The organism is Streptomyces sp. Je 1-332, from assembly GCF_040730185.1.
GTDB lineage: Bacteria > Actinomycetota > Actinomycetes > Streptomycetales > Streptomycetaceae > Streptomyces.
The window spans coordinates 3,938,209-3,963,759 of record NZ_CP160402.1 but is presented as its reverse complement, the minus strand read 5'-3'; the positions used below and the strand labels follow the sequence as shown (position 1 = coordinate 3,963,759).

Below are 25,551 nucleotides of genomic sequence, written 5' to 3'. Positions count from 1 at the left end.
GCTTTACGGTGTACGTCGCTGACCCCACGTACACCGTATAAGCAGAAGGAGAGGGAGGCATGACGGCAACGACGGCCGCCGAGACCCCCACTGCCCCACAAGGGCACCCCCAGCGCTGGCTGATCCTCGGCGTCATCTGCCTCGCGCAGCTCACGGTCCTCCTGGACAACACCGTCCTGAACGTCGCCATCCCCTCCCTCACCGAGGAGCTGGACGCGTCCACGGCCGACATCCAATGGATGATCAACGCCTACTCGCTCGTCCAGTCCGGCCTTCTGCTCACCGCGGGCAGCGCGTCCGACCGCTACGGCCGCAAGAAGATGCTCACCGCGGGTCTCGCCCTCTTCGGCATCGGCTCGCTGGTCGCAGGTCTCGCCCAGTCCTCGACGCAGCTCATCGCCGCGCGGGCCGGGATGGGCATAGGCGGCGCGCTGCTGATCACCACCACGCTCGCGGTGATCGTGCAGATCTTCGACGACTCCGAGCGGATGAAGGCGATCGGCCTCTGGTCGACCGTCAACTCCCTCGGCTTCGCCGTCGGCCCGCTGATGGGCGGGGTCATGCTCAACCACTTCTGGTGGGGCGCGATCTTCCTGATCAACATCCCCGTGGTGATCGTCGCGCTCGCGGCCGTCGTGAAGCTCGTCCCCGAGTCCAAGAACCCGCAGGGCGACCGACCCGACCTGCTCGGCGCGCTGCTCTCCACCATCGGCATGGCCTCGGTCGTGTACGCGATCATCTCCGGCCCCGAGCACGGCTGGACGTCGACGCAGGTGCTGGTCGCGGCCGCGGTGGGCGTGGTGGTCCTCGGCGTCTTCGTCGTCTGGGAGCTGCGCATCCCGTACCCGATGCTCGACATGCACTTCTTCCGCAACCAGCGCTTCATCGGCGCCGTCGCGGGCGCGATCCTGGTCGCGTTCGGCATGGGCGGCTCGCTGTTCCTGCTCACCCAGCATCTCCAGTTCGTGCTCGGTTACGAGCCGTTGGAGGCGGGTCTGCGCACCGCGCCGCTCGCGGTCACCGTCGTCGCGCTCAACCTCACCGGCCTCGGCGCGCGGCTCCTGAAGAGGACAAGCACCCCCGCGACGATCGCCATCGGCATGAGTCTGCTCTCCGCGGGCCTCGCGGCGATCGCCGTGCTCGGCGGCGACGCCTACGCCGGGATGCTGGCCGGTCTCATCGTGATGGGCGCGGGCATCGCGCTCGCCATGCCCGCCATGGCCAACGCGATCATGAGCGCGATCCCGCCGGAGAAGGCGGGCGTGGGCGCGGGCGTCAACGGCACGCTCGCGGAGTTCGGCAACGGTCTCGGCGTGGCCGTGCTCGGCGCCGTACTGAACTCGCGCTTCGCCTCACTGGTCACCGTCTCCGCGGTCTCGCTGCCCGCCGCGCTCGCCGCGGCCGGGTCGGACGCCGAACGCACGCGGATCGCCGACGCGTTCTCCTCGGGCCTGGAGACCAGTCAGCTGGTGGGCGCGGTGGCCGTGCTCCTCGGCGGCATGCTGGCAGCCGCGTTGCTCAAGCGTGCGGAGAGGGCAGACTCTGCGAAGACGGACCCGGCTGCCGCGTCCGCATAGCATCGACGGGCGGGCGGCGGACCGGCCGATTCCGGTTTGCCGCCCGCCCCGTATGACCAGGTACCGGTACACAGACTCAGGACTCAGGACTCAGGACCAGGAAGGTGCGCCATGGCGAAGGCAGCCGACCGCGCGAAGCGCCCCGCGCGGACCAGCGTCTGGCTGGAGGGCAAGGCCCCCCGGAACGGCGCGGGCCGCAGGAGTGATCAGCCGTCGGGCCTCGACCGGGACCGCATCACGGAGGCCACGGTGCGCCTCCTGGACGAGGAGGGCCTCGCCAAGTTCTCCATGCGCCGCCTCGCGGCGGACCTGAACGTCACGGCGATGTCCGTCTACTGGTACGTCGACACCAAGGACGACCTCCTCGAACTGGCCCTGGACGCGGCTGCCGGGGAGATGACCCTGCCGGACGCCGAGTCGATCACGCAGGACCGCTGGCGCGAGGTCCTGCGCGAACTGGCCGAGGAGTACCGGGGGTTGCTGGTCCGGCATGCGTGGGTGTCACCGCTGGTCGGCAACTACCTGAACATTGGACCGAACTGGCTCAGGTTCGCCCTGACCGTGCAGGAAGTGGTGCGCAGGACCGGCCTGCCCGCGCAGAAGCAGGCGGGCGCGATCGCCGCGGTCTTCCAGTTCGTGTACGGGTTCGGCACCGTGCAGGGCCACTACATCGCGCGGTGCGCGGCGGCGGGGCTGACTCCCGGGGAGTACTTCAAGGAAGCGATGGGCGTGGTGCGCGATCACCCGGAGGTGGAGAAGACCCTGCACAGCGCCTCCGACATGATGGAGGCGCGGGGCGGGTCCACGGTCGAGGAGATGTGGGAGCTGGACTTCAAGGTGGCGCTGGATCTGATGGTGGCGGGGATCGAGGCCATGCTTGGACCTGGCCTCTAGGCCTCGACCAGCTACGGCCAGGTTCTGGCTACGCCTTGGCCGGGGGGTGCGCACCTCCCCCGGCCGGTTCAGCTGACCCCGGCACCCGCCGCCGCCCGAACAGGCCTTTCCCACCCACCCGCCCGTCACCCCGCATCCACCCCTGAACGAACAAGCCTTTCCCGCCCACCCGCCCGATTGCCCCGCAGTGACCAGCCACTGATCAGCCGCAGTCGGCCCCGCCCCCGCCTCCGCCCCGCCCCCGCCCTACACCTGCGGCAGCACATCCCCCTGCACAGCCTGGATGTCCAGCTCCACCCGCAGGGTCGTGCCGATCGCCGAGATGCCCGCCTGCACCACCTGGTTGTAGTTCATGGCGAAGTCCTCCCGGCGCAGCTCCGCCGTGGCCCGGAAGGCCGCGCGGGTACCGCCCCAGGGGTCCGCCCCCGTACCGAGGTAGCTGAGGTCCAGGTCGACCGGACGTACGACACCGTGCATCTGCAGCTCGCCCCGCACCGTCCAGCGGTCCGCGCCGGCGGGCGTGAGGCCCGTCGACCGGTAGACGAGCTCCGGGTACTGCTCGACGTCCAGGAAGTCCGGCGACTTCAGATGACCGTCCCGCATGCCGTTGCCGGTGTCGATGGACGCCGACCTGATGACCGCCTCGACGCGCGACTTCTCGACGTCCTCGGCGATCTCCACGAGCCCCCCGAACTCGGTGAACCGGCCGTGCACACTGGTGATCCCCAGGTGCTGGGCGACCGCGCCCACGGTGGAGTGCGCCGGGTCGATGGTCCACGGACCGGGCGGCGGCAGCTCCGTGCCGCCCTGCCGGGCGAGGACGATGTTGCCGACCTCGGCACGGCCGCTCACCGTGACGAGCGCGGTCGAGGCCACGGGCGCGTAGCCGACCGCGGTGACGATCACGGTGTACGGTCCGGGCGCGAGGTCCGTCGCGTCACGCACGGCGCCTTCCTGGTCCGCCGCGGCCCGCAGCACCTGCGTACCGGTCATGTCCGTCAGAGTGACGACCGCGTGCGATACCGCCCACCCGTCACGCGTCCGGATCCGAGCGCTGAGTCCCATCCCGTTTCTCCTTGCCAGAGCTCAAGAGCTCAAAAAGTCTCAACAAGTCTCAAAAAGAGTGCGGCCCCCGGCGGCGGTGACACGGCCGTCCCCTGCCGTGTACGTCACCGCCGGCCCGGGGGCCCTTTCCCCAACCGGCCCGTGCGCGCGCATCCGCTCGAAGCGCGCGCACGGGCCGGGGTCAACTACTCGCCCGGGTGGGAGAGTTCGATGTCGTGGTCGCCGACACCCTCACCGGCGACGGTGAGGCCCGTCGCCACCGGCGGGTAACCGGTCGCGATGACCGTGTACTCGCCGCTGTCGAGGTCGGTGAAGGCGTACGCGCCGTCCGACCCGGTGGTCGCGGTGGCGACGACGTTGCCCGCCGCGTCCACCAGCGTCACCCGCGCGTCGTTCAGCGGACCGCCCGCCGCACGCACCGTGCCGAGCACCCGCGAACCGGAGTTCAGCTCGACCTCGACCCGGGTGACACCGACCGCGCCGACCTCGACGGGCAGCGCCATCGGACGGTGACCCGCGGCGTTCACCGCGATGGTGACCTGTCCGGGGACCAGCTCGGCGAAGGTGAACTCGCCCTGCTCACCGGTGAGCCCGGTGGCCAGGACGTCACCGCGCACGTCGGTCACGATGACCATCGCGCCCGAGACGGGCAGCTTGCCGTCGGAGGCCCGTACCACACCGCTGAGGCCGCTCGTGCCGCTCAGCAGGATGTCGTACGTGAGGGCCTCGTCGGAGACGACGATCGTGGAGGCCTGCGGCTGGAAACCGTCGGCCGAAGCGATCAGCACGTACGAGCCGGCGCCGGGGGCGTCGACCGCGTAGGACCCGTCGCCCTGCGCGACCGAGCGGCCCAGCTGCCGTCCCCCGAGGGAGATCAGCGTGACCGCGGCCCGCGGGACCGGCGTGCTCTCCGCGCCGCGGACGAAGCCGCGGACGGGAGTTCCGCCGGTGGTCTGCAGGGGGGCGTCACCGGTGGCCGACGAGGCCACGGCGGCGAGCTTCTGCGTGCCCTCGGGACCCGTCTCGGTGTGGGCGCCGACGGAGGCCGGAACGGGCTGCTCGTCGGTGGACGCGGCGGCGGCCGGGGTGGCCGCCGGGGCACCGGCGTCCGAGGACTCACTGGCCTGGGCCAGCGCACCCGACGTACGCAACGGAACCTCCTTGATGAAGATCGTGATGAGGAAGGCGAGGAACGCCAGCGGTGCGGCGATCAGGAAGACGTCGGCGATGCCGTGCCCGTAGGCGCTCTCCATGACCGTGCGGAACGGAGCCGGGAGCTTGTCCAGGTCCGGGATGGCGCCGCCACCCGTGCCGCCGTGCCCCGCCTGCGCGGCCTTCGGGCCGAGGTCGGCCAGGCCGTCCTTCACGTAGTCGGTGATGCGGGTCGACATCACGGCGCCGAGCGCCGAGACGCCGATGGCGCCACCGAGGGAACGGAAGAAGGTGACCACCGAGCTCGCGGATCCGAGGTCCTCGGGAGCGACCTGGTTCTGCGTGGCGAGCACGAGGTTCTGCATCATCATGCCGATGCCGAGACCCATCAGGGCCATGAAGATCGCGATGTGCCAGTACTCGGTGTCGTACCGCATCGTGCCGAGCAGGCCGAGGCCCGCGGTCAGGAGCGCGCCGCCGGAGACCAGCCAGACCTTCCACTTGCCGGTCTTGGTGATGATCTGCCCCGACACCGTCGAGGAGATGAACAGGCCACCGATCATCGGGATCGTCATGACGCCGGACATCGTCGGCGACTTGTCGCGCGCCAGCTGGAAGTACTGGCTGAAGAACACCGTGCCCGCGAACATGCCGACACCCACGAAGAGCGAGGCGAGCGAGGCGAGGGTGATGGTGCGGTTGCGGAAGAGCCGCAGCGGGATGATCGGCTCGCTCGCCTTGGACTCGACGAGCAGGAAGAGCAGGCCGAGGACGACCGCTCCGCCGACCATGGCGCCGGTCTGCCAGGACATCCAGTCGTACTTGTCGCCCGCGAAGGTCACCCAGACCAGGAGCAGGCAGACGGCCGCCGTGATGAAGAAGGCGCCGCCCCAGTCGACCTTGACGTCCCGCTTCACGACGGGGAGCTTCAGGGTCTTCTGCAGGACGATCAGGGCGATGATCGCGAAGGGCACGCCGACGTAGAAGCACCAGCGCCAGCCGAGCCACGAGGTGTCGGTGATGACACCGCCGAGCAGCGGGCCGCCGACGGTGGCGACGGCGAAGGTCGCGCCGAGGTAGCCGGAGTAACGGCCCCGCTCGCGCGGGGAGATCATCGCGGCCATCACGATCTGCGCGAGGGCGGAGAGACCGCCGACGCCGATGCCCTGTACGACACGGCAGGCGATCAGCATCTCGGCGCTCTGCGAGAGACCCGCGACGACCGAGCCGCCGACGTAGATGATCAGGGCTATCTGGACCAGGGCCTTCTTGCTGAAGAGGTCCGACAGCTTGCCCCACAGGGGCGTGGTCGCCGTCATCGCCAGGAGCGAGGCGGTGACGACCCAGGTGTAGGCGGACTGGCCGCCGCCCAGGTCGCCGATGATTTCAGGCAGGGCGTTGGAGACGATCGTCGACGACAGGATCGCGACGAACATGCCGAGCAGCAGGCCGGAAAGGGCCTCCATGATCTGGCGGTGTGTCATCGGAGCACCGGCGTCGTGGGACGCCGCTCCGTGCTTGGCGTGGCTGCCCCGCACACCGGATGGTGTGGTTGTTGCCATGGGCTTCCTCTTCGTTACGCGGGTGTACGGGTGGTCTCTTCGAAGGGGAACCGGGCCGAAGCCGCGCGGCAGTCCCCGAAGCTGTCGCGCAGTCGCGCGAGCAGCGTGCTGAGCTGGACGACCTCGTCGTCTGACCAGTCATGCAAGTAGTGGGTGAGTGTCCTGATGGACAGGTCGGACAGCTCGTTGACCTTCGCCTTGCCCGTGGGCGTGAGGCGCAGGATCCGGGAGCGCTTGTCGGCGGGGTCGGGATCCCGCAGGATCCACTCCTTCTCGGCGACATGGGCCACGTGCCGACTGGTCACCGACATGTCGACGGCGAGCAGCTCGGCGAGCCTGCTCATCCGCATCTCTCCGTGCCGGTCGAGCAGGATGAGTACGGCGGCGGAACCTGCCGGGCAGTCGTGCGGCAGCCCTCTTCCGAGACCACGTTTCACGGCGCCGATGGCGCTGAGCTGTCGGGCCAGCTCCTCGTAATGACGCTGCGCGGCCACGGCACCTCCTATGTTGTTGCTTAGGGCAACCATAGAGACAGTTGGTTGCCGCAGGCAAACTAAAACCGGACCAACGCCTTAAAGAGTCGGCAAAGGTCTGGGGCTCGGCTCGTAAAGTCCGTGGTCAGCGGGGGTTGGGCGGACCCCCGCTGATTCGCTAGGGTCCTGCGCTATGGCACACAACCCCCAGGGCCCCCAGAACACCCCCGACCCCGCCGGCAGCACGCAGATGTTCCGCGCCTTCGTCGACGAGTCCCCGCAGGGCAGCCGAGCCCAGCAGCCGGCGGCGGCGCCCGCGGGCCCGCGCATCGGCCTGATCATCGGCGTCGTACTCGCGATCGTGGTGATCGCGGGGGTGGCTTGGCTGGCGCTGAAGTAGACCTCCCGGCCGGGGCGGGTGCCCTGGAGCGCCCCGAAGGGGCGCTTCAAGGACGCCCCGGAGGGGCGTTCAGGGGCGCGAGGAACTGCGCGACCAGCCACATGTGGCCCGCAGATCAGAACCCAGCTACTTCCACTTCACCGAGACGTCGCGGGTCTCAACGTGCATGCCCAGCGGCACCCGCCATGGGTCCACACAGATGGGCCAGGTCTTCTTGAGCTGCTGACCGGCATCCAGCGCGGGGAGCTTCTCCGCGGATTCAAGCGTGGCCCAGTCCACGCCAAGGGCACCGATCACGTGCGTACCGAAGGTGACCGTGCCCGACCGAACCGGTGATCCCCCGGTGTTGCGGAACGTGACGGTCACCTTTTCGCACCACCGGTCGTCGGCAGGCTTACGTTCCGGCGCGCTGACGCTCAGCTTCGCGGGCCCGCTGGGCGCGGCGCTTGAGCTGCCGCCGGGTGCGGAGGGCGTGCCCTCCGGGTTACTGGCTCCCGAACTGCTCTCCGTACGACCGGCCTTGGGGCCGTCAGCCGGAGAGCTGCTGATGTCCGAGGCGCCCGGAGAGGCGGAACTGGGCTTTCCAGCAGGAGAATTGCCGGAGGAGTCGTCGGCGCCGGACTCCGACGGCTCGGGGGAGTCACCCTTGCCGCCACTCTCGCCGGGTGACGACGTACCGTCCAACGGGACCAACTCCACGTCCCCGGTGGGCGCAACACCCTGCCCCGGCGCCCGCTCAGGGCCCGCCGCAGCAGGCCCCACGGCCACATAGCCGTCACCGTCACCGCTGCCGCAGGCGGCAAGCAGTCCGCCCAGGCACAGGGCAGCCGTGGACGCGCCCAGTACGTTCCGTATGCCACGTCGCATCGCGCAAGTGTGGCTGACGGACCGTCAATTAGGAACCCCGTCAGCAACTCCCGCCCTGCTACGGCAACTCCTGCCCCCCTGCGACGCATCGAGCCACAGGGGGAGCGCCGTCAGTCCGCGATCAGCCCTTCCCGCAGCTGCGAGAGAGTCCGGGTGAGCAGCCGGGACACGTGCATCTGCGAGATGCCGACCTCCTCGCCGATCTGCGACTGCGTCATGTTCGCGAAGAAGCGCAGCATGATGATGCGGCGCTCGCGCGGCGGGAGCTTGGCGAGCAGCGGCTTGAGCGACTCGCGGTACTCGACGCCTTCGAGCGCGCTGTCCTCGTACCCCAGGCGGTCCGCGAGGGAGCCTTCGCCGCCGTCGTCCTCGGGGGCCGGGGAGTCGAGCGAGGACGCGGTGTACGCGTTGCCGACGGCGAGGCCGTCGACCACGTCCTCCTCGGATACCCCGAGGGCCTTGGCGAGTTCGGGCACGGTCGGCGAGCGGTCCAGCTTCTGCGCCAGCTCGTCGCTCGTCTTCGTCAGCGCGAGCCGCAGCTCCTGGAGCCGGCGCGGCACACGCACCGACCAACTCGTGTCGCGGAAGAAGCGCTTGATCTCACCGACGACCGTCGGCATCGCGAACGTCGGGAATTCCACGCCGCGTTCGCAGTCGAAGCGGTCGATCGCCTTGATGAGGCCGATCGTGCCGACCTGGACGATGTCCTCCATCGGTTCGTTGCGGCTGCGGAAGCGCGCGGCCGCGTACCGGACGAGGGGGAGGTTGAGCTCGATCAGCGTGTCTCGGACATAGACACGCTCCGGGCTGTCCTGGTCGAGCGTGGCAAGCCGCAGGAACAGGGAGCGGGACAGGGTGCGGGTGTCGATGGCTCCGGAAGCCCCGGAAACAACTGGACTCACAAGCGCGTCGGGCGCTGATTCGCTCGGCGCTGGTTCGCTCTTCGTGAGCGTGAGCACCTTCGAGCTGCCCTGGTCTGCGGACATGCCACCCCCTTGAGGTCGCGGACGGTCGCGGCGGACGTTCCCGTCGGAGGAACGCAGCCTCCACCTGAATACCGGACGTGGGGCTCCGGCAAACGCGGTTCCAGCAGAATGTCACATGTCGGCAACACGCTGTAGTTACATGTCGACAAAGAAGGGTGACATCGATGCAGGAAAGAGGGGGTCTGGGGCTTTTCTTCTCGTGGAACCGTCGGGAACTGCCGTCGGGGCAGTCCACTCGTTACGGTTACGCCTCGATACGGTTTGCGGATCGAAGTCGCGCGAAGCTTCTGGCCAGCAGTCTTGACACATGCATCTGGGAAACGCCCAATTCGGCGCTGATCTGTGATTGCGTCAGATTGCTGTAGTAGCGCAGAAGCAGGATGCGCTGTTCGCGCTCGGGCAGTTGGACGAGGAGATGGCGGACGAGGTCGCGGTGCTCGACGCCGTCGAGCGCGGGGTCCTCGTAGCCGAGCCGGTCGAGCAGGCCGGGCAGGCCGTCGCCCTCCTGGGCCGCCTCCAACGACGTCGCGTGGTACGAACGTCCGGCCTCGATGCAGGCCAGGACCTCCTCCTCGGTGATCCGGAGCCGCTCGGCGATCTCCGCGGTCGTGGGCGAGCGCCCGAACGCCGTGGTGAGGTCCTCGGTCGCCCCGGTCACCTGCACCCACAGCTCGTGAAGACGGCGCGGCACATGGACCGTTCGTACGTTGTCGCGGAAGTACCGCTTGATCTCGCCGACCACGGTGGGCATCGCGAAGGTCGGGAACTGCACGCCGCGGTCGGGGTCGAAGCGGTCGATGGCGTTGATCAGGCCGATCGTGCCGACCTGGACGACGTCCTCCATCGGTTCGTTGCGGCTGCGGAAGCGTGCGGCGGCGTACCGCACCAGCGGCAGATTCGCCTCGATGAGCGCACCGCGGACGCGGCCGTGCTCGGGGGTGCCCGGTTCGAGCTCCTTGAGCTGACCGAAGAGCACCTGGGTCAGGGCGCGGGTGTCGGCGCCCCTGCTGCTGGGGGTGCTGGGGGTGCTGGGGGCGGTGGGGGCGCTGAGGGCGGTGGGAGCGCTCGGGGCCGGCTGCGTGTCCTGCGGGCCCGGGGCGCTCGGTGGGCCGGGGCTGCTCGCCTGCGGGGTCACGGGTGGTGCTTCGGGCGCAGTACTGGCCGGCACGGTCAACGCCACCCCTTCTCGGTCAAGCGCAATCAAGTCCTGTCGAGCTCAGTCAAGATCAGCCGACCCTGGTCAACTCATCCGTCAAAAGCGGTCATAGCATCACAAGACATGTGCACTGTGTGCAAGCACCCGTTAACTACGTGTTGAGGGGCAAGTTGGGCCATAAGACACAGAGAAGCCCCTCACCGTTCCGGTGAGGGGCTGCCCAGGTGAGGGGCCGCTTTTCGCGGGGTGGCCGAGCCGGCGGGCTCAGAACTCGTAGTCGGCGATCACCCACGTGGCGAACTCACGCCACAGCGCGACGCCCGCCTGGTGGGCCGGGTGCTCGATGTACCGCTTCAGCGCATCGGTGTCCTCGACCGCCGAGTTGATGGCGAAGTCGTACGCGATGGGCCGGTCGGTGATGTTCCAGTCGCACTCCCAGAACGTGAGCTCCGGGATCTGCTCGCCGAGTGCGCGGAAGGCCTTGACGCCCTCGACGACGCGCGGCTCGTCGCGCTCCACACCGTCGTTGAGCTTGAAGAGGACCAGATGGCGGATCATTGCGCACTCCTGGGAAGCGGGGAGAGGAGAGTCGGGGACGGCGGCCGAGCCGCTCAGTCCTTGCCTCCGTTGGCGACCCACGTCATGAAGTCGCCGATGCTCTGAGCGGCGTCCGAAACCGCCTCGAAGCCTATCTGCACGTAGTCAGCGGCCTTGGCGGGGTCGGTGATGATCACGTAGAGCATGAAGACGACGAGCGCGAAGAGCCCGACTTTCTTCCACTGCACCGCCATGCTTCGGCCTCCCCATACCCGCTGCGTCCTGTGACCCCTGTGACGGCGGTGAGTCTAACCCGGCCCGTGCTCACAGGGTTTTTAAGGACCAACGGCCCGGCAGCAGAGGTCCTTTGCCGTCCCGTTCCGAGTGGCGCGCCACGCAGGATTGGTGATGTGCCCAGCGGATCTGGCAGGAATCCGCGGGCAAGGGACTGGCCCCACTGCGGGGTCACGCGCCGTCGGCTTCCCCCCGAAAGACGGCGCTGGCTTAGGGGTTCCAGTCCTCATCGGGGGGAGTGGCTTGTCCCCCCGATGCCGCTCCCCCCGTCCTATCGGAAGAGAGCCCCGGCGCCTTCGCGGCGCCGGGGCTCTCTCGCGCGTCCGGCCTTTCGGCAGATGCCGGAAACGACGAAGGCCCCGTCCTCGCGGACGGGGCCTTCGTATCAAGAGCGGTAGCGGTGGGATTTGAACCCACGGTGAGTTTCCCCACACTCGCTTTCGAGGCGAGCTCCTTCGGCCGCTCGGACACGCTACCGAGAGGAACTCTAGCCCAAAGAGGCCCGTGGTCAGAAATCCGTTCTCGCAGAGGCTTCCCACTGGCTCCTCAGAGGCTCCCCGCCGGCTCCTCAGCGCCCCCGGAAGAAACGGGTGAGCACCCCAGCGGTCTCCTCCGTGAGGACACCCTCGATCACCTCGGGGCGGTGGTTGAGCCTTCTGTCGCGTACGACGTCCCAGACGGAGCCCGCGGCGCCCGCCTTCTCGTCGCGCGCCCCGTAGACGACGCGGTCGACGCGGGACTGGACGAGCGCGCCCGCGCACATCGTGCAGGGCTCCAGGGTCACCACCAGCGTGCAGCCGGTGAGCCGCCACTCCCCGAGCGCGGCCGCGGCCCGGCGGAGGGCGAGCACCTCCGCGTGCGCCGTCGGATCACCGGTCGCCTCGCGTTCGTTGTGGCCCGACGCGAGCACCGTCGTGCCGTCCGGGGACAGCACGACGGCGCCGACGGGCACATCGCCGCCCTGAGCGGCCAGTTCGGCCTCGGCCAGGGCGAGCCGCATGGACGCCCGCCAGCGGTCGCGTACAGGATCGGTCGTTTCGTTCGGATCGGTCGGGTCGGTCGGATGGCCGGTTTCGCTCACACCGGGAACCTAGCGGACGGCCTCGAGCACCTCCGCCGCCCCGAGGATCTCGGCGATGTCGCTGAGCGCGTCACCGGGCTCCAGAGCGAGCAGCTCCTTCTCGGGCACGCCGAGGTCGGCCATGAGCCCGGAGTCGCCCAGTGGACCCGCGGGCGCCGCCTCGCCCGAGGTGTCACCCGTGTCGTCGTCATCGGCGGTATCGGGGACGGCGTCGGACGCGGCGGGTTCGCCGTCCTCCGTGCCGTCCAGGTCGAGGGCGTCCAGATCGACACCCGGGTCGTCGGTGCCCGGCTCGCGGCCGAGCATCTCGTCGGTGAGCAGGATCTCGCCGTACGAACTCCGGGCGGCCGCGGCCGCGTCCGAGACGTAGATACGAGGGTCCTCCTCCCCGTCCACGCGGACGACGCCGAACCAGGCGCCCTCCTGTTCGATGAAGACGAGGACGGTGTCGTCCTCAGCGCTGCCGGCCGTGGCCTCGCGGGCCAGGTCGGTCAGATCCGACAGGGTCTCCACATCGTCGAGCTCCGTGTCGCTCGCTTCCCACCCGTCTTCGGTGCGCGCGAGCAGTGCGGCGAAGTACACCGTGACTCTCCCACTGGTCATAGACAGTGCCGGTTGACGGTTTGGGTGTCCCCCCGGCGAGTTCGGGGAGCGGGGGAGTTGCTGTTCCAAGCCCCGCCCACTCGGAATCGTGGCAGAAACCACGGCCCGAGGAGAGGTCTTCCGCCCGCTGTGTCCGCGTCGCGTCTCCCGGACAGCTCCCCGATGCCTGCGTGAGAGGTGGCCGCTACCAGCGGAACGTGCGCATACGCATCTGCTGACGCATCCGTGCCGCCCGGGCGCGGCGAGGCTTCACACGGTCGCGGAGCTCAAGGGCCTCGGCCCTTTCGTGCAGGAACTGGGCACGACGGCGCCGGCGCTCGGCTTCGGTCTCGCGGTCCGGCTCTCGGCCGCCGGGCTCTCTGTCCGGCATGGGCAACACCACCCAAGGTCGTACGTCCACTTTCCCCCGTACGGCGGGTTTGATGCCAACGAGGGGTCTTCACGGGGCGAGGTCGAAGCGGAGGTTCGAAGCAGGGGTTCGAAGCGGGGGTTCGAAGCGGTCGTCACGGGGGAGACCAGGTGGTCCCGCGCGCGGTTACCGTTGACGGCATGCGTATCCACGTCGTCGACCACCCGCTGGTGGCGCACAAACTCACCACGCTGCGCGACAAGCGCACCGACTCACCGACCTTCCGGCGCCTCGCCGACGAGCTGGTCACCCTGCTCGCGTACGAGGCCACCCGGGACGTGCGCACCGAGCAGGTCGACATCGAGACCCCGGTCACCCCGACGACCGGCGTCAAGCTGTCCCACCCGCGCCCCCTGGTCGTGCCGATCCTGCGCGCCGGGCTCGGCATGCTGGACGGCATGGTGCGGCTCCTGCCGACCGCCGAGGTGGGCTTCCTCGGGATGATCCGCGACGAGGAGACCCTCCAGGCGTCGACGTACGCGACCCGTATGCCGGAGGACCTCTCCGGGCGTCAGGTGTACGTCCTGGACCCGATGCTGGCCACCGGCGGCACGCTCGTCGCCGCCATCCAGGAACTGATCAAGCGCGGCGCGGACGACGTCACCGCCGTGGTGCTCCTCGCCGCCCCCGAGGGCGTAGAGGTCATGGAGCGCGAGCTCGCGGGCACGCCGGTGACGGTCGTGACGGCGTCGGTGGACGAGCGGCTCAACGAGAGCGGCTACATCGTGCCGGGGCTCGGCGACGCCGGGGACCGGATGTACGGGACGGCGGAGTAGCGCGCGGCTGCTCCTTCCGGGAGCGGCTTCGGCGGCTTCGGCGGCTTTGGGGAGCGGCTGTGGGGAGCGGCTCTCAGCAGCCCTTCTTGCCGTTGGACGTCGGGGACGTCGGCTTGGGTTTGGCGAGTACCGCCAGAGCCTTGTCGGCGTCCTCTTTCTTTGCCAGATCCTTGAACTTCGAGCCGATGATGAGGTCGACCTCGCCGCCCTTACGGGCGTCCGTCCGGCTCTCGGTGCCCGCGAGCTGCGTCCCGAGGACCGGCAGCGCGGTGCCCGTGGCGGACTTGGGGCCGAGCAGCATCCCGGTGCCCTTGACCTTCTTGTCGTACTCCTTCGGGGCGTTGTCCACCTTGCCGATGGCGAAGCCGCGCTTCTTGAGCTCGGCCGCGACGTCCTTGGCGAGGCCGGAGCGGGGCGTGGCGTTGAAGACGTTGACCTTGATCTGGCCCGGCTTGGGCAGCGCCGCGGGGGCGGGCTCGGCCGAGGGGCCGGGCTTCCTGGCCGCGCAGTCGCTGCGCGAACTCGCCGCCGTGGCCTTGCCGCCGCCGGTGAAGACATCGATGAGCTGCAGTGTTCCCCAGCCGATGAGACCGGCCCCCGCGACGGACGCGATCACCGCGAGCACGAGCCTGCGGCGGCCACGGGGGCGGCGCATACGCGGATATTTGGCCCCCGTGATGCGGTATTTGCCGCCCATGCCGGGGGGAGTGAGCATGCTCATGGGCGCAGCGTAGTGCGACGACGCCGTGATGCCTACTAAATGATCATTGACTTGGGGTCGGTCCAACCCGAAAGGGCCAACGAGGGCGCGGCTGCGGGCGCGGGTTGTGAACGTGAGGTGGGGGACGCGTGCGGCAGCCGTGAGGTGGGGACGCGTGCGGCACGCATGGAGGCATGCGTGCCCGGTGTCACGGCCGTGCGGCGCCGTCAGCCCAGTTCGAGTACGCGGGCGTGCAGCACCTGGCGCTGCTGGAGCGCGGCGCGGACCGCGCGGTGCAGTCCGTCTTCCAGGTAGAGGTCGCCCTGCCACTTCACCACGTGCGCGAAGAGGTCGCCGTAGAACGTCGAGTCCTCCGCGAGGAGCGTCTCCAGGTCCAGCTGGCCCTTGGTCGTCACGAGCTGATCGAGGCGGACCGGGCGCGGCGCGACGTCCGCCCACTGCCGGGTGCTTTCCCGGCCGTGGTCGGGGTACGGCCGGCCGTTTCCGATGCGCTTGAAGATCACACGGAAAGCCTACCGGGCGAGGCTCTCCGGGCGCAGCCATGGAGACGGAGTGCGACTCTGGGAAATGACGCCGGAAATCGGGGCAAACCGGGAACTCTCAAGCCGGGAACAGGGGCAGAAGTGAGCGAGAGCCAGCCGATGCCGTCCACGACGGGGCGCGAGAACCCCTCTAACGAGTCACCGCCGGTCGCGGGGGTGACGACCGGAGGGGAAGCTTCCGGTGGGGGTGCCGTGGGTGGAGGCGCCGTGGGTGGCGGCGCCGCGGGTGAGGGCGCCGAGCGAGGGGGTGCCGCGTTGCCCCAGGAGGCGATGGAGATCGTCTCCGGCTACGCCTTCGCCGGGCCCGCGCTGGACCTCGGCGCGCTCCTGTGGGACGGACAGTGCCTCCCCGACGCCCAGATCCGCATCCCGCTTGCCATGCTCAACCGTCACGGGCTCGTCGCGGGCGCGACCGGCACAGGCAAGACGAAGACTCTCCAGCTCATCGCCGAGCAGCTGGCCGCGCAGGGCGTGCCGGTGTTCCTCGCCGACATCAAGGGGGACGTGTCCGGGATCTCGGTGCCGGGGGAGAGCGGCGAGAAGGTCGCCGAGCGGGCGCGGGACGTCGGGCAGACGTGGGAGGCGACGGGCTTCCCCAGCGAGTTCTACGCGCTGGGCGGGATCGGCACCGGGATTCCGGTGCGGGCCACGATCACGAGCTTCGGTCCGGTGCTGCTGTCGAAGGTGCTGCAACTGAACCAGACCCAGGAGCAGTCGCTCGGCCTGATCTTCCACTACGCCGACCAGAAAGGGCTGGAACTGGTCGATCTGAAGGATCTGCGGGCCGTGGTGACGTTCCTGACGTCGGACGAGGGAAAGCCGGAACTCAAGGGAATCGGCGGCCTTTCCACGGTCACCGCGGGCGTCATCCTGCGGGCGCTGACCGCCTTCGAGGCGCAGGGCATGGGGGACTTCTTCGGGGAGCCGGAGTTCGACACGAGCGAGTTCCTGCGGGCGGCGCCGGACGGGCGGGGCCTGGTGTCGGTGCTCGAACTGCCCGCCGTGCAGGACAAACCGCAGCTCTTCTCGACGTTCCTGATGTGGCTGCTCGCGGATCTCTACAACGACCTGCCCGAGGTGGGCGACGTGGAGAGGCCGAAGCTGGTCTTCTTCTTCGACGAGGCACACCTGCTCTTCAACGGGGCGTCGAAGGCCTTCCTCGAAGCGATCACGCAGACCGTGCGGCTCATCCGCTCGAAGGGGATCGGCGTCTTCTTCGTGACGCAGACGCCGAAGGACGTGCCCGCCGACGTCCTCGCCCAGCTGGGCAACCGCGTCCAGCACGCGCTGCGGGCCTTCACGCCGGACGACCAGAAGGCGCTGAAGGCGACGGTACGGACGTTCCCGAACTCCGCGTACGACCTGGAGGAGACCCTCACCGCGATCGGCACCGGCGAGGCGGTGATCACCGTACTGAGCGAGAAGGGCGCGCCCACGCCGGTGGCCGTGACGCGGCTGCGGGCGCCGGAGTCGTTGATGGGGCCGGTGGAGGCGGGGGCGCTGGAGGGAGCGGTGAAGGGGTCGCTGCTGTACGGACGGTACGCGGAGGCGGTCGACCGGGAGTCGGCGTACGAGAAGTTGACCGCGCGTCAGGCCGAGGCGGAGGAGGCGGCCGCGGCGGTCGCGGCTGCGGCGGAGGCGGAGAAGGCGGAGAGGGCGGCGGCGAAGGGGGCGGCTACGAGCAAGGGGTCCGGCTCGGTGGTGGACCAGGTGGTGGGGAGCGGGATCTTCAAGTCGCTGGCGCGGTCGTTGGGGACGCAGATCGGGCGGGAGATCTCGCGGTCGGTGTTCGGAACGGCTCGGCGCAGACGCTGAGTCGTGTGCGTCTGCGCCGGGCGGGGGGCGTGGTGACTGGGCTCAGCGGCCGTTCTGCTCCGCGCCGCCGCCGTTCTTCTCGGGGTCCTCGTCGTCGCTCTGTGAGGCTGCCGGGGTGGGGGCGTCGGGGGTGGGGGGTGCGTTGCGTACGGCTTCGGCGCGGAGGAGTGCGTGCAGGGCTGCGTAGGGGTCGATAGGCATGGGGTGCCGTCCTCTTTCTCTCGCTGCTGGGGGGTGGCGTGGTCGCCCCGCGGGGGCGGGCCTGTCAGCAGCGGAGGACGACGGAGCGTGGGGCAGGGCGGTGGTGAAGGGCGCGGGTGGGGAGGGGGCGGTTGCGGCGGGGGTCGCGGGGGCGTGCGGCCGGGGCGGAGACGGGGGTGGGGCGTCTCGTGGGTACGCGGAGGGCGGTCTCGGCGGTGTCCTGGTGGGCCTCACCGGCGGGCTCGGTGGAGATGGCCGCGGGTGGGGCGGGGGCGGCTTCGGTGGGGGACGCGGGGGCGAGGACGGCGCCGAGGAGGGCCAGCAGAATCAGGGCAGCGCGAAGCCACGCGGGGCGGGGCGCGGCGGCACGGCTCATGAGGGATCATGTCCCCCGACCACCCCCACTTCCTGTGCCCCACCCCAGAGATCCCCCCTCTTGGGCTAGGGCGCGAGGGGCGCTCCCGGCTGACGGCTGCGGGGCGGTTCCGGTCCGTGTGGTGGTGCGGGGCCGCGCCGGTATGTCCGTCCTCGCTATCGTCCGGTGGCCGCGGGGCTGCTTCGACTCCGGAGTCTTCGGGAGCCGTGCTCCGGGCAGACATACCGGCACGTCCCCTCGCGTCTCACTGCCGGCTGCGGGTGGGTGGGGGTCGGTGTCCGGCCCGGGGTTGCCCCTGGCTACCGCACCTACCCCGCCCAGGTACCGCGGGGCAATCGGGCGGGTGGGCGGGAAAGGTTGTTCGGCTAGGGGCGGATGCGGGGCCTCGGTGGCCCCGGGGTTACTTGCCGGAGGCCTTTGCTGCTGCCTTGAGCTGCTGCTTGTGGGTGCGGACCCGCTGGAGGGACTCCGGGCCCGTGATGTCCGCGACCGAGCGGTACGCGTCCGGCTCCCCGTACGCCCCCGCCGCCTCCCGCCAGCCATCAGGACGTACACCGAGCTGCTTGCCGAGCAGGGCCAGGAAGATCTGTGACTTCTGCTTGCCGAAGCCGGGGAGGTCGTTCAGGCGCTTCAGGAGGTCCTTGCCGGACGCGACGCCCTCCCACAGGGCGGTGGGGTCACCCTCGTAGTGCTCCACGAGGTACGCGCAGAGCTGCTGGATTCGTTTCGCCATCGACCCGGGATAGCGATGCACCGCCGGCTTCGCGGAGAGCAGCGCGGCGAACTCCTCGGGGTCGTACGCCGCGATCTCGTGCGCGTCGAGATCGTCCGCGTTCAACCGCCGCGCGATCGTCCGCGGCCCCGCGAACGCCCACTCCATCGGAACCTGCTGGTCGAGCAGCATCCCGACGAGCGCGGCCAGCGGACTGCGGCCGAGGAGCTCATCGGCTTCCGGTTCCTGGGCCAGGTGCAAGGTGACGTCCATGGAGTCGATCATCCCGCCCCAGCAGGAGCTCCGCACGCCCGCACCCGGCGGGGAAATCCGCGTGCGGTCACGGGGCCGGGATCGATACCCTCGCCCTATGTCTACGCCCCGCATCTCCTAGCCAGGACACCGGTCTCCACGTCACCCGTGTGTCCATTCGCTACTGCGGAGCGTTACCTCATGATCACCGCCCGACGCATCGACGTCCGCGGCGGCGCCCGGCTTCTGCTCGCCGGCGCCTCCTTCCACATCGCCCCCGGCGACCGCATCGGCCTCGTCGGCCGTAACGGCGCGGGGAAGACCACCCTGCTCAAGACCCTCGCGGGGCAGGCCGCCCCGGCCGCGGGGACCTTCACCCGCACCGGTTCCGTCGGCTACCTCGCCCAGGACCCCGCCGCCGCCGACCCGCACAGCACCGTCACCGCCCGCATCCTCTCCGCCCGCGGACTCGACAGTGCCGCACAGGCCCTGCGTAACGCCGAGAGCGCCATGGCCGAAGCCGTGGGCGCCGCGGAGCAGCGGCGGGCCATGGCCGCGTACGCCCGCGCGGACGACGCGTTCCAGGCGCGGGGCGGGTACGCCGCCGAGGCGGAGGCCGCCCGCGTGGCCGCCGGTCTCGGGCTCCCCGAGCGCATGATGGACGCGCCGGTCGGCCACCTCTCCGGCGGCCAGCGGCGCCGCGTCGAGCTGGCCCGGATCCTCTTCTCGCGCCACGACACCCTGCTCCTCGACGAGCCGACCAACCATCTGGACGCCGATTCGGTGGGCTGGCTGCGGGGATATCTCGGGGGATACGGCGGTGGGCTCGTCCTCATCAGCCATGACACCGACCTGCTCGCGGACACCGTCAACCGCGTCTTCGCGCTCGACCCCGGCCGCGCCGCCCTCGACGTGCACAACACCGGCTGGCACACCTACCTCGCCCAGCGCGCCGCGGACGAGCGGCGGCGCGGCCGTGAGCGGGCCAACGCGGAGCGGAAAGCCGCTTCGCTGCGCAGCCAGGCGGAGAAGATGCGCTCGCACGTCGCCACCGCCACGGCCGCGAAGAACATGGCACGCCGCGCCGACCGGATGCTCGCCGCCACCGAGCCCGTCAGGAGGGACGAGCGCGTCGCGCGGATCAGGCTGCCCGAGCCCGCGCCGTGCGGGCGTACGCCGCTGGGGGCGGTCAGTCTGGTGAAGGCGTACGGGGGTCGCAGGGTGCTCGGCGGTGTCGACCTGGCCGTCGACCGGGGGAGCCGGCTCGTCGTTCTCGGGTTCAACGGCGCTGGCAAGACCACCCTCCTGCGCATCCTCGCCGGGGCCGAACTCCCGGACAGCGGACGGGTGGTGCACGGTCACGGAGCCAGGCTCGGCTACTTCGCGCAGGAGCACGACACCCTCGACGGCCGCATGACGGTACGGGAGAATCTCGCCGCCGCCGCGCCCGGCCTCACGGACGGCGAGGTGCGAGGGGTCCTGGGATCCTTCCTGTTCCGCGGGGACGACGCCGACAAGCCGGCCGCGGTGCTCTCCGGCGGCGAGAAGACCCGGCTCGCGCTCGCGGGGCTCGTGCACTCGGGGGCGAACGTGCTGCTCCTGGACGAGCCGACCAACAACCTCGACCCGGCGTCGCGCGACGAGGTGCTCGGCGCGGTGGGCACGTATCCGGGCGCGATCGTGATGGTGACGCACGACGAAGGGGCCATCGACGCGCTGCGGCCCGATCGCGTGCTGCTCCTGCCGGACGGCACCGAGGACCTGTGGAGCCCGGACTACCGGGAGCTCGTCGCGCTCGCCTAGCCGGCGTCGCCCGTGGGCTCGAGGCTGCGTGGCGCGCGTGCCCGCAGCCTCAGCGCCAGGAGCGGGAAGACAAGGACCGACACCATCGCCGCCCCGACGAGCGCCGCGGCCTCACCCGCCGTCAGTGCCTTGTCGTCCAGGCCGATGGCGGTGATCGCGACGACGAGCGGCAGGGCCGTGGAGGAGTAGAGCGTGAGGGCGCGCCGGTCCCGTACGTCCAGGTCGCGTGGGGCGAGGACGTACACGGGCAGGCCCCGTACGACGAGGAAGAGCAGGAGGAAGGCGGGCAGCAGGACGAGTGGACGGCCGCCGTGCAGCAGGGCGTCCAGGTCGAAGTCGATGCCGGTCACGATGAAGAACACCGGCACCAGGAAGCCGAAGCCCATCGCCTCGATCTTCCCGAGGACCAGCTCGCTGCTCTCCGGCGCCGCACCGTGCAGGACGAGGCGGGTGAGCAGGCCCGCCGCGAACGCGCCCAGGAGCGTGTCGAGGCCGAAGGCGTACGAGAGGCCGAGCATCGCGGCGAGCAGCAGCATCACAAAGCGCACCGCGAACTGGCCGCTGCTGTGCAGGGTCTTGGCGATGACACGGGAGAACCAGGGAGGCCTCGGCCGCAGCGCCCAGAAGACCGCGGCGGCCGTGACGGCGGCGAACGCGGCGAGCAGCACGGCCGACGTGCGGGGGGCCCGGCCGCTCAGGAGCAGGGACATCGCGATGATCGGGCCGAACTCCCCGACCGCGCCGAAGGCCATCATCACCGTCCCGAAGCGGCCCCGCAGGTCTCCGGAGTCGCGCAGGACCGGCAGCACCGTACCGAGCGCGGTGCTGGTCAGCGCCGTGCCGATGACGAAACTTTTGGTGACGGCGCCCGCGGTCAGGGCGAACGCGACGCCGAGTCCGAGCGCAAGCGAGATCACCCAGGCCCGCACCGAACGGCGCAGGGTGTCCCCGCGGACGGCGCCGAACTGGATCTCGTACCCCGCGAGGAAGATCAGCATCGAGAGGCCGAGATCCGAGAGCGCGTCGATGGCCGCGTCGTGGTGGGCCCATCCGAGGACGTCGGGGCCGATGAGGATGCCGAGCAGGATCTCGAAGATGACCAGGGGGACGGGGAGCCAGCGGCTGAAGCCGTAGGTGAGGAGGGGTGCGAGCACGGCGATGGCCATGATCAGGATGAGCGTCCCCGGCTGCGACATAGGTCGTATTCAACCTAAAGTCGGGCGAAACGGATAGCGGGCAGTCCGGGGCGATCCGAAGGGGGCCCCCATCCGATGCACCAGAAGCCGCACACGCTGCACACGCCGCACACGCCGCACACGCCGCACACGCCGCACACGCCGCACACGCCGCACACGCCGGCCACGTCACCGAGCCGGCCCCCGAGCCCGGACGACGACCACCGCGCCCCGCAGACGCGGCCCGGCCTCTGGAAACGCTGCCTCTGGGGTGGCCTCGCCCTCTGGCTGCTCACGGCCGCCATCACCTACGCCACGGTGATGGTGAGGGCTCAGGCACTCCGGCGGCGGGCCCCCGCGCGCGGGGCTACTGGATCTCCACGGGGCCGTCGCCCTTGCCGCCGTCACACTTGCCGCCGTCCGCCTGGCCGCCGTCCGCCTGGCCGCGGTCGGCGGGCGCGCCCAAGTACCGCTTGATGTCGAGGGGTTCACGCTGGCCCTGGCCCTCTCCCTGGCCCTGCGCGGCGGGTGAGCCGAGGTTGTTGCGGACCGAGTCCAGGATCGTCAGGCCCTGCCCGACGAGTCCGGCCGCGATCTCGCCGAGCCCGTCCGCGCCGTTCAGCACGTTCACGTTCGCGCCGGAGAGGCCGGACGCGGCCTCCTTCACGATCAGCGGCAACTGGTCGATCAGCATCCGGTCGAGCGCGACCCGGTCGTACGACGCCGCCGCCTCCGCCTGGATCTTCATCCGCTCGGCCTCGGCGAGGGCAAGGACCCGGATGCGCTCGGCGTCCGCCTCCGCGGGCTTGACCACCTCGGCGACCAGCTGCTGCTGGCGCAACTGGGCGGCACGCTCGGCCAGTTCGGTGCGCGCGTCGAGCACCTCCTGCTGCGCGTGCGCCTCCGCGAGCGGGCCCGCCTGGGCCGCCTTGGCCTGGGCGCGCTCGACCTCGGCGGAGTACTGGGCCTGCACGATCGCGGTCTGGCGCGCGTACTCGGCCTGGTTCCGCGCGGCCTCCTGCTCGGCCTCGGCCGAGGCCTGGGTCGCCTGCGCCTGGGCGATCTGGGCCTGGCGCTGGATGGCGGCCTTGTGCGGGGCGGACATGGCGTCGATGTAGCCGGTGTCGCCGTCGTCGATCGACTGGATCTGCAGCGAGTCCACGTGCAGGCCGATCTTCGCCATCTCGGACTTCGAGGTGTCGAGCACCTCGGTGGCGAGCTTCTGCCGCTCGGTGACGATCTCCTCGACGGTCATCGAGCCGATGATGGACCGCAGATGACCGGCGAAGATGCGGCCGGTCAGGACGGACATCTGGTCCTGGTCGGAGAGGAAGCGCTGGCCCGCGTTGACGATGCTCTCCGTGTCGTTGCCGACCTTGAAGGCGATCACGGCACGCACCTTCAGGGCGATGCCCTGCCGGGTCACGCAGTGCTCGACGACCTCCGCCTCGCACATGGAAAGGGTGAGGAAGCGGGTCTTGCGGAAGACGGGCAGCACGAACTTGCCGTGGCCCGTGACCACCCGGAACGGGGCGCCGCCGAGGCCTCGCCTGCCGCCGGAGATCAGCATCGCCTCATCGGGGGCGGGAACGCGGTAACCGAACATCGATCGACTCCTCAACCGGCGCCGCCGGCACCATCGCCGGCCAACGCCTCCAACGGGTCCGCCCACTTGATGACATCGACCTGGCGGCTGCCCCGTGACTCGATCACGAGTACGGCGGCACCGTGCGGCAGCGGTTCGTCGGACCAGGCGAGAAACGTCTCGGACCCCCCGCGGATCCGCACCAGGACCTCGCCGGGCCCCGCGGATCCGCGCGTACCGACGACGAGTTCACCGGTACACCCGATCACAGCCTCATCCGGCGCCATCGTCGGCCGCCTCCCCCATGTCATGCAGGCTCTGTCTGGATCCCGACGATAGCGCCAGGGGCCCGGGACCAGGGAGGCGGCGCTCGCCTGTGCTTGCATACCGCGATGAGCCAAACCTCCGCCCCGCGCACCCGCGCCTCCATCCGCAGCCGCCGGGACGCCGACCTGCCCGCCTGTGTGGAAGCCCTCGCTCAGGTGCACGTGACCGACGGCTACCCCACCAACTGGCCCGAGCAGCCCGCCGGCTGGCTGGCCGGGGATTCGCTCGCCGGGGCCTGGGTCGCCGAGCTCGACGACCGTGACGTGGGGCATGTGGCGCTCTGCCGGAGCGGGGCCGACGACGTGGTGCCCGCGCTGTGGAGCCGGGGCGAAGGCATGGCCGTCGAAGAGTCCGCCGTCGTCAGCCGGCTGTTCGTCGCGCCGGGGGCCAGGGGGCACGGGGTCGGGGCGCGGCTGCTGGAGCGGGTCGTGGCCGAGGGCCGGGAGTTGGGGTTGTCGCCCGTCCTGGACGTCGTCGAGTCCGAGATGTTCGCGACCGCACTCTACGAACGTACGGGCTGGCAGTTCCTCGGCACGGGCCGGCAGCACTGGAGCCCTCAGCAGATCGTCACCGTGCGGTGTTACGCGGCGCCGGGGGCCGTGGTTCCGCCGAGCTGAGTCACCGCGTCCCGCAGCGCGTCCAGGAGGCCACCCACCGCAGGGCGGTCCGGCGCGGGGCCCCGTACCGCCGCGTAGATCGAACGGACCGGCGTGGGGTTGTGGACCTGGCGGACGACAACCCCGGGGTGGGGTGCGTCCAGGCCGAGTTCCGGTACGAGGCTGACGCCGAGGCCCGCGGCGACGAAACCCTGCGCGGTGGCGTAGTCCCCGCTCTCCACCACGAAGTCCGGGCTGAAGCCGGCCGCGCCGCACGCGTCGAGGATGGGGTCGAGGCAGGGGCCGGGCGACTCGCTCGCGACCCACGGCTCGTCGGCCAGGTCCGCCATGTCGAGCAGCCGCTTCTCCGCGAGGGGGTGCCCGACGGGGAGCACCGCGTGGAACCGGTCGTCCAGGAGATGCTCGAACCGGACGCCGTCCACGCCGAGTTGTCCCGGCGGTCGCACGACGAGAGCCAAGTCCGCCCACTGGTCCCGTACGTCCGGCATCGCATCGTCCGGATCCGACAGCTTCAACTCGACCTGCACACCGGGCTGCGCGCGCCGCAGCGCGGCCAGCGCCGGGGCGACCAGCCGCGCGCCCGCCGTCGTGAAGTACCGCATGGAGACCCGGCCCGTCCGCCCCGCCCGCAGCGCGGCGAGCGCGGTCTCCGCCTCGGCGAGCTGCTTGCCGATCGTGATCGCGTACTCGGTGAGCAGCCGCCCGGCATCCGTCGCCCGCACCCCGCGGCCGGTGCGCTCCAGGAGAGGAATGCCCGCCTCCTTCTCCAGGGCCGCCATCTGCTGGCTCACGGCGGAGGGCGTGTACCCGAGGTTGCGGGCCGCGGCACTCACGGAGCCACTGGTGACCACTGCCCGGAGGACTTGCATACGCCGCGTATCAAGCATGCAGCCCAGCTTAACTCTGCCCCGCGGACCCTTACGTACAACTAACAGGGCGCGTGGGCGGCCCATGACTAAAGTCAGCCCCCGCAGTGGGCGGCAACTGGCCCCATCGCAAGGCCGCGTCACCAACGAAGGAGCAGCGCATGTCATACCCGGAGCCCCGCTACCTCGGCGAAGAGGGCGAAATCAACGCGGTGTTCAGACCGTCCGACCAGGAACCCGAACTGGTCAGCCCCCACGGAAACCGCACGCACTACCTCGCGACGCACGCCTCCACGGGAGGCGAATTCGGCCTCTACAAGGTCGACTTGGCCGCGAAGTCCCCGGGCCCGAGCACCCACTTCCACAAGTCGATCTCGGAGTCCTTCTTCGTCCTGTCCGGCCAGGTCCAGCTCTACGACGGAGACCGCTGGATCACCGGCGGCCCCGGCGACTTCCTCTACGTCCCGGTCGGCGGCCTGCACGCCTTCAAGAACGGCAGCGACGCACCCGCCTCCATGATCATGCTCTTCTCACCGGGCGCCCCGCGCGAGGAGTACTTCGAGCAGGTGGCGGAGATGGCCCAGAAGGGCGGCAAGGAGTTCGGCGAGTTCCTCGTGAAACACGACAGCTTCTTCGTCGACCGCTGAGGCCCGCAACGTCGACCGCTCGGGCCCCGTAACGTCGATCGCTCGGGCCCCGCAACGTCGAAGGGCCCCACTGCGAACAG

Annotated in this window: 28 protein-coding genes and 1 tRNA gene; 8 read left to right on the top strand and 21 right to left on the bottom strand. The window is 70.4% G+C overall.

Annotation, left to right across the window (positions count from 1 at the left end; all coding sequences use genetic code 11):
* The first annotated feature begins 59 nt into the window (after nt 1-59).
* Nucleotides 60-1,577, top strand: coding sequence for an MFS transporter (locus tag ABXJ52_RS17885; protein ID WP_367043599.1), 1,518 nt, complete (start codon nt 60-62; stop codon nt 1,575-1,577).
* Nucleotides 1,578-1,688: 111 nt separating this feature from the next.
* Nucleotides 1,689-2,471, top strand: a complete 783-nt coding sequence (locus tag ABXJ52_RS17880; protein ID WP_367043598.1) for a TetR/AcrR family transcriptional regulator — start codon at nt 1,689-1,691, stop codon at nt 2,469-2,471.
* Nucleotides 2,472-2,717: 246 nt separating this feature from the next.
* Here the strand turns inward: ABXJ52_RS17880 and ABXJ52_RS17875 are convergent, their stop codons facing one another.
* The 3 genes from ABXJ52_RS17875 to ABXJ52_RS17865 form a co-directional block, all read right to left on the bottom strand.
* The gene (locus ABXJ52_RS17875; RefSeq protein ID WP_367043597.1) at nt 2,718-3,536 is read right to left on the bottom strand and encodes a YceI family protein; all 819 of its coding nucleotides are present in this window, start codon (nt 3,534-3,536) and stop codon (nt 2,718-2,720) included.
* 185 nt (nt 3,537-3,721) lie between these two features.
* Nucleotides 3,722-6,250, bottom strand: coding sequence for an MFS transporter (locus ABXJ52_RS17870; protein ID WP_367043596.1), 2,529 nt, complete (start codon nt 6,248-6,250; stop codon nt 3,722-3,724).
* 14 nt (nt 6,251-6,264) lie between these two features.
* The gene (locus tag ABXJ52_RS17865) at nt 6,265-6,744 is read right to left on the bottom strand and encodes a MarR family transcriptional regulator (RefSeq protein WP_367043595.1); all 480 of its coding nucleotides are present in this window, start codon (nt 6,742-6,744) and stop codon (nt 6,265-6,267) included.
* 172 nt (nt 6,745-6,916) lie between these two features.
* Between ABXJ52_RS17865 and ABXJ52_RS17860 the strand changes: the two genes are divergently transcribed.
* Nucleotides 6,917-7,123 (top strand): hypothetical protein, encoded by a 207-nt coding sequence (locus ABXJ52_RS17860; protein WP_367043594.1) that lies wholly within the window; start codon nt 6,917-6,919, stop codon nt 7,121-7,123.
* 126 nt (nt 7,124-7,249) lie between these two features.
* On the opposite strand, the gene ABXJ52_RS17855 is transcribed toward ABXJ52_RS17860, so the two are convergent.
* From ABXJ52_RS17855 to ABXJ52_RS17815, 9 genes are all read right to left on the bottom strand, one after another.
* Nucleotides 7,250-7,990: a hypothetical protein gene (locus ABXJ52_RS17855; protein WP_367043593.1), complete on the bottom strand. Its 741-nt coding sequence runs from the start codon at nt 7,988-7,990 to the stop codon at nt 7,250-7,252.
* Between the two features lie 110 nt (nt 7,991-8,100).
* Entirely contained in the window at nt 8,101-8,976 is an 876-nt protein-coding gene (locus ABXJ52_RS17850; RefSeq protein WP_367043592.1) for an RNA polymerase sigma factor SigF, read from the bottom strand.
* 244 nt (nt 8,977-9,220) lie between these two features.
* Nucleotides 9,221-10,144 (bottom strand): RNA polymerase sigma factor SigF, encoded by a 924-nt coding sequence (locus tag ABXJ52_RS17845; protein WP_367043591.1) that lies wholly within the window; start codon nt 10,142-10,144, stop codon nt 9,221-9,223.
* Nucleotides 10,145-10,396: 252 nt separating this feature from the next.
* Entirely contained in the window at nt 10,397-10,690 is a 294-nt protein-coding gene (locus tag ABXJ52_RS17840; RefSeq protein ID WP_160505982.1) for a Dabb family protein, read from the bottom strand.
* A 53-nt stretch (nt 10,691-10,743) separates the two neighbouring features.
* The gene (locus ABXJ52_RS17835; RefSeq protein ID WP_367043590.1) at nt 10,744-10,923 is read right to left on the bottom strand and encodes a hypothetical protein; all 180 of its coding nucleotides are present in this window, start codon (nt 10,921-10,923) and stop codon (nt 10,744-10,746) included.
* A gap of 432 nt (nt 10,924-11,355) precedes the next feature.
* Nucleotides 11,356-11,440: transfer RNA gene (locus tag ABXJ52_RS17830), tRNA-Ser, on the bottom strand.
* A gap of 91 nt (nt 11,441-11,531) precedes the next feature.
* Nucleotides 11,532-11,963 carry a tRNA adenosine(34) deaminase TadA gene (tadA, locus tag ABXJ52_RS17825; protein WP_367049107.1) on the bottom strand — a complete coding sequence of 144 codons (432 nt, stop codon included), beginning with the start codon at nt 11,961-11,963 and terminating at the stop codon, nt 11,532-11,534.
* Nucleotides 11,964-12,053: 90 nt separating this feature from the next.
* Nucleotides 12,054-12,647 carry a hypothetical protein gene (locus ABXJ52_RS17820; protein WP_367043589.1) on the bottom strand — a complete coding sequence of 198 codons (594 nt, stop codon included), beginning with the start codon at nt 12,645-12,647 and terminating at the stop codon, nt 12,054-12,056.
* Between the two features lie 184 nt (nt 12,648-12,831).
* Nucleotides 12,832-13,017, bottom strand: coding sequence for a hypothetical protein (locus ABXJ52_RS17815; RefSeq protein WP_367043588.1), 186 nt, complete (start codon nt 13,015-13,017; stop codon nt 12,832-12,834).
* 179 nt (nt 13,018-13,196) lie between these two features.
* Here ABXJ52_RS17815 and upp point away from each other — a divergent pair, with 179 nt between their 5' ends.
* Entirely contained in the window at nt 13,197-13,832 is a 636-nt protein-coding gene (upp, locus tag ABXJ52_RS17810; protein WP_367043587.1) for a uracil phosphoribosyltransferase, read from the top strand.
* Between the two features lie 73 nt (nt 13,833-13,905).
* Here upp and ABXJ52_RS17805 read toward each other — a convergent pair whose 3' ends face one another.
* Together ABXJ52_RS17805 and ABXJ52_RS17800 are read right to left on the bottom strand one after the other, a co-directional pair.
* Entirely contained in the window at nt 13,906-14,553 is a 648-nt protein-coding gene (locus tag ABXJ52_RS17805; protein ID WP_367043586.1) for a LytR C-terminal domain-containing protein, read from the bottom strand.
* Between the two features lie 206 nt (nt 14,554-14,759).
* Nucleotides 14,760-15,056 carry a type II toxin-antitoxin system VapB family antitoxin gene (locus ABXJ52_RS17800; protein WP_003955420.1) on the bottom strand — a complete coding sequence of 99 codons (297 nt, stop codon included), beginning with the start codon at nt 15,054-15,056 and terminating at the stop codon, nt 14,760-14,762.
* A gap of 309 nt (nt 15,057-15,365) precedes the next feature.
* On the opposite strand from ABXJ52_RS17800, the gene ABXJ52_RS17795 reads away from it, so the two are divergent.
* Nucleotides 15,366-16,910, top strand: coding sequence for a helicase HerA-like domain-containing protein (locus tag ABXJ52_RS17795; RefSeq protein WP_367049105.1), 1,545 nt, complete (start codon nt 15,366-15,368; stop codon nt 16,908-16,910).
* A gap of 42 nt (nt 16,911-16,952) precedes the next feature.
* Here ABXJ52_RS17795 and ABXJ52_RS17790 read toward each other — a convergent pair whose 3' ends face one another.
* The 3 genes from ABXJ52_RS17790 to ABXJ52_RS17780 all read right to left on the bottom strand — a co-directional run bounded on the left by ABXJ52_RS17790 (nt 16,953) and on the right by ABXJ52_RS17780 (nt 18,472).
* A complete protein-coding gene (locus ABXJ52_RS17790) occupies nt 16,953-17,111 on the bottom strand; it encodes a hypothetical protein (RefSeq protein ID WP_367043585.1) in 159 nt (52 codons plus the stop codon).
* A 64-nt stretch (nt 17,112-17,175) separates the two neighbouring features.
* Nucleotides 17,176-17,487, bottom strand: a complete 312-nt coding sequence (locus tag ABXJ52_RS17785) for a hypothetical protein (RefSeq protein WP_367043584.1) — start codon at nt 17,485-17,487, stop codon at nt 17,176-17,178.
* Nucleotides 17,488-17,887: 400 nt separating this feature from the next.
* Nucleotides 17,888-18,472 (bottom strand): HhH-GPD-type base excision DNA repair protein, encoded by a 585-nt coding sequence (locus ABXJ52_RS17780; RefSeq protein ID WP_367043583.1) that lies wholly within the window; start codon nt 18,470-18,472, stop codon nt 17,888-17,890.
* A gap of 180 nt (nt 18,473-18,652) precedes the next feature.
* Here ABXJ52_RS17780 and ABXJ52_RS17775 point away from each other — a divergent pair, with 180 nt between their 5' ends.
* Nucleotides 18,653-20,254, top strand: coding sequence for an ABC-F family ATP-binding cassette domain-containing protein (locus ABXJ52_RS17775; RefSeq protein ID WP_367043582.1), 1,602 nt, complete (start codon nt 18,653-18,655; stop codon nt 20,252-20,254).
* Here ABXJ52_RS17775 and ABXJ52_RS17770 read toward each other — a convergent pair.
* The 3 genes from ABXJ52_RS17770 to ABXJ52_RS17760 all read right to left on the bottom strand — a co-directional run bounded on the left by ABXJ52_RS17770 (nt 20,251) and on the right by ABXJ52_RS17760 (nt 23,301).
* Complete coding sequence (locus tag ABXJ52_RS17770) at nt 20,251-21,450, bottom strand: cation:proton antiporter (RefSeq protein WP_367043581.1); 1,200 nt, start codon at nt 21,448-21,450, stop codon at nt 20,251-20,253. The genes ABXJ52_RS17775 and ABXJ52_RS17770 overlap by 4 nt on opposite strands.
* Before the next feature lie 346 nt (nt 21,451-21,796).
* Complete coding sequence (locus ABXJ52_RS17765) at nt 21,797-23,035, bottom strand: SPFH domain-containing protein (RefSeq protein ID WP_367043580.1); 1,239 nt, start codon at nt 23,033-23,035, stop codon at nt 21,797-21,799.
* A gap of 11 nt (nt 23,036-23,046) precedes the next feature.
* The gene (locus ABXJ52_RS17760; RefSeq protein ID WP_367043579.1) at nt 23,047-23,301 is read right to left on the bottom strand and encodes a hypothetical protein; all 255 of its coding nucleotides are present in this window, start codon (nt 23,299-23,301) and stop codon (nt 23,047-23,049) included.
* A gap of 105 nt (nt 23,302-23,406) precedes the next feature.
* On the opposite strand from ABXJ52_RS17760, the gene ABXJ52_RS17755 reads away from it, so the two are divergent.
* On the top strand, nt 23,407-23,958 hold the full coding sequence (locus ABXJ52_RS17755; protein WP_367043578.1) for a GNAT family N-acetyltransferase: 552 nt from the start codon (nt 23,407-23,409) through the stop codon (nt 23,956-23,958).
* Here the strand turns inward: ABXJ52_RS17755 and ABXJ52_RS17750 are convergent.
* Nucleotides 23,922-24,845, bottom strand: coding sequence for a LysR family transcriptional regulator (locus ABXJ52_RS17750; RefSeq protein WP_367043577.1), 924 nt, complete (start codon nt 24,843-24,845; stop codon nt 23,922-23,924). The two genes, ABXJ52_RS17755 and ABXJ52_RS17750, sit on opposite strands and share 37 nt — an antisense overlap.
* A 140-nt stretch (nt 24,846-24,985) precedes the next feature.
* Between ABXJ52_RS17750 and ABXJ52_RS17745 the strand changes: the two genes are divergently transcribed.
* Nucleotides 24,986-25,471: a cupin domain-containing protein gene (locus ABXJ52_RS17745; RefSeq protein ID WP_367043576.1), complete on the top strand. Its 486-nt coding sequence runs from the start codon at nt 24,986-24,988 to the stop codon at nt 25,469-25,471.
* Nucleotides 25,472-25,551: the final 80 nt, after the last annotated feature.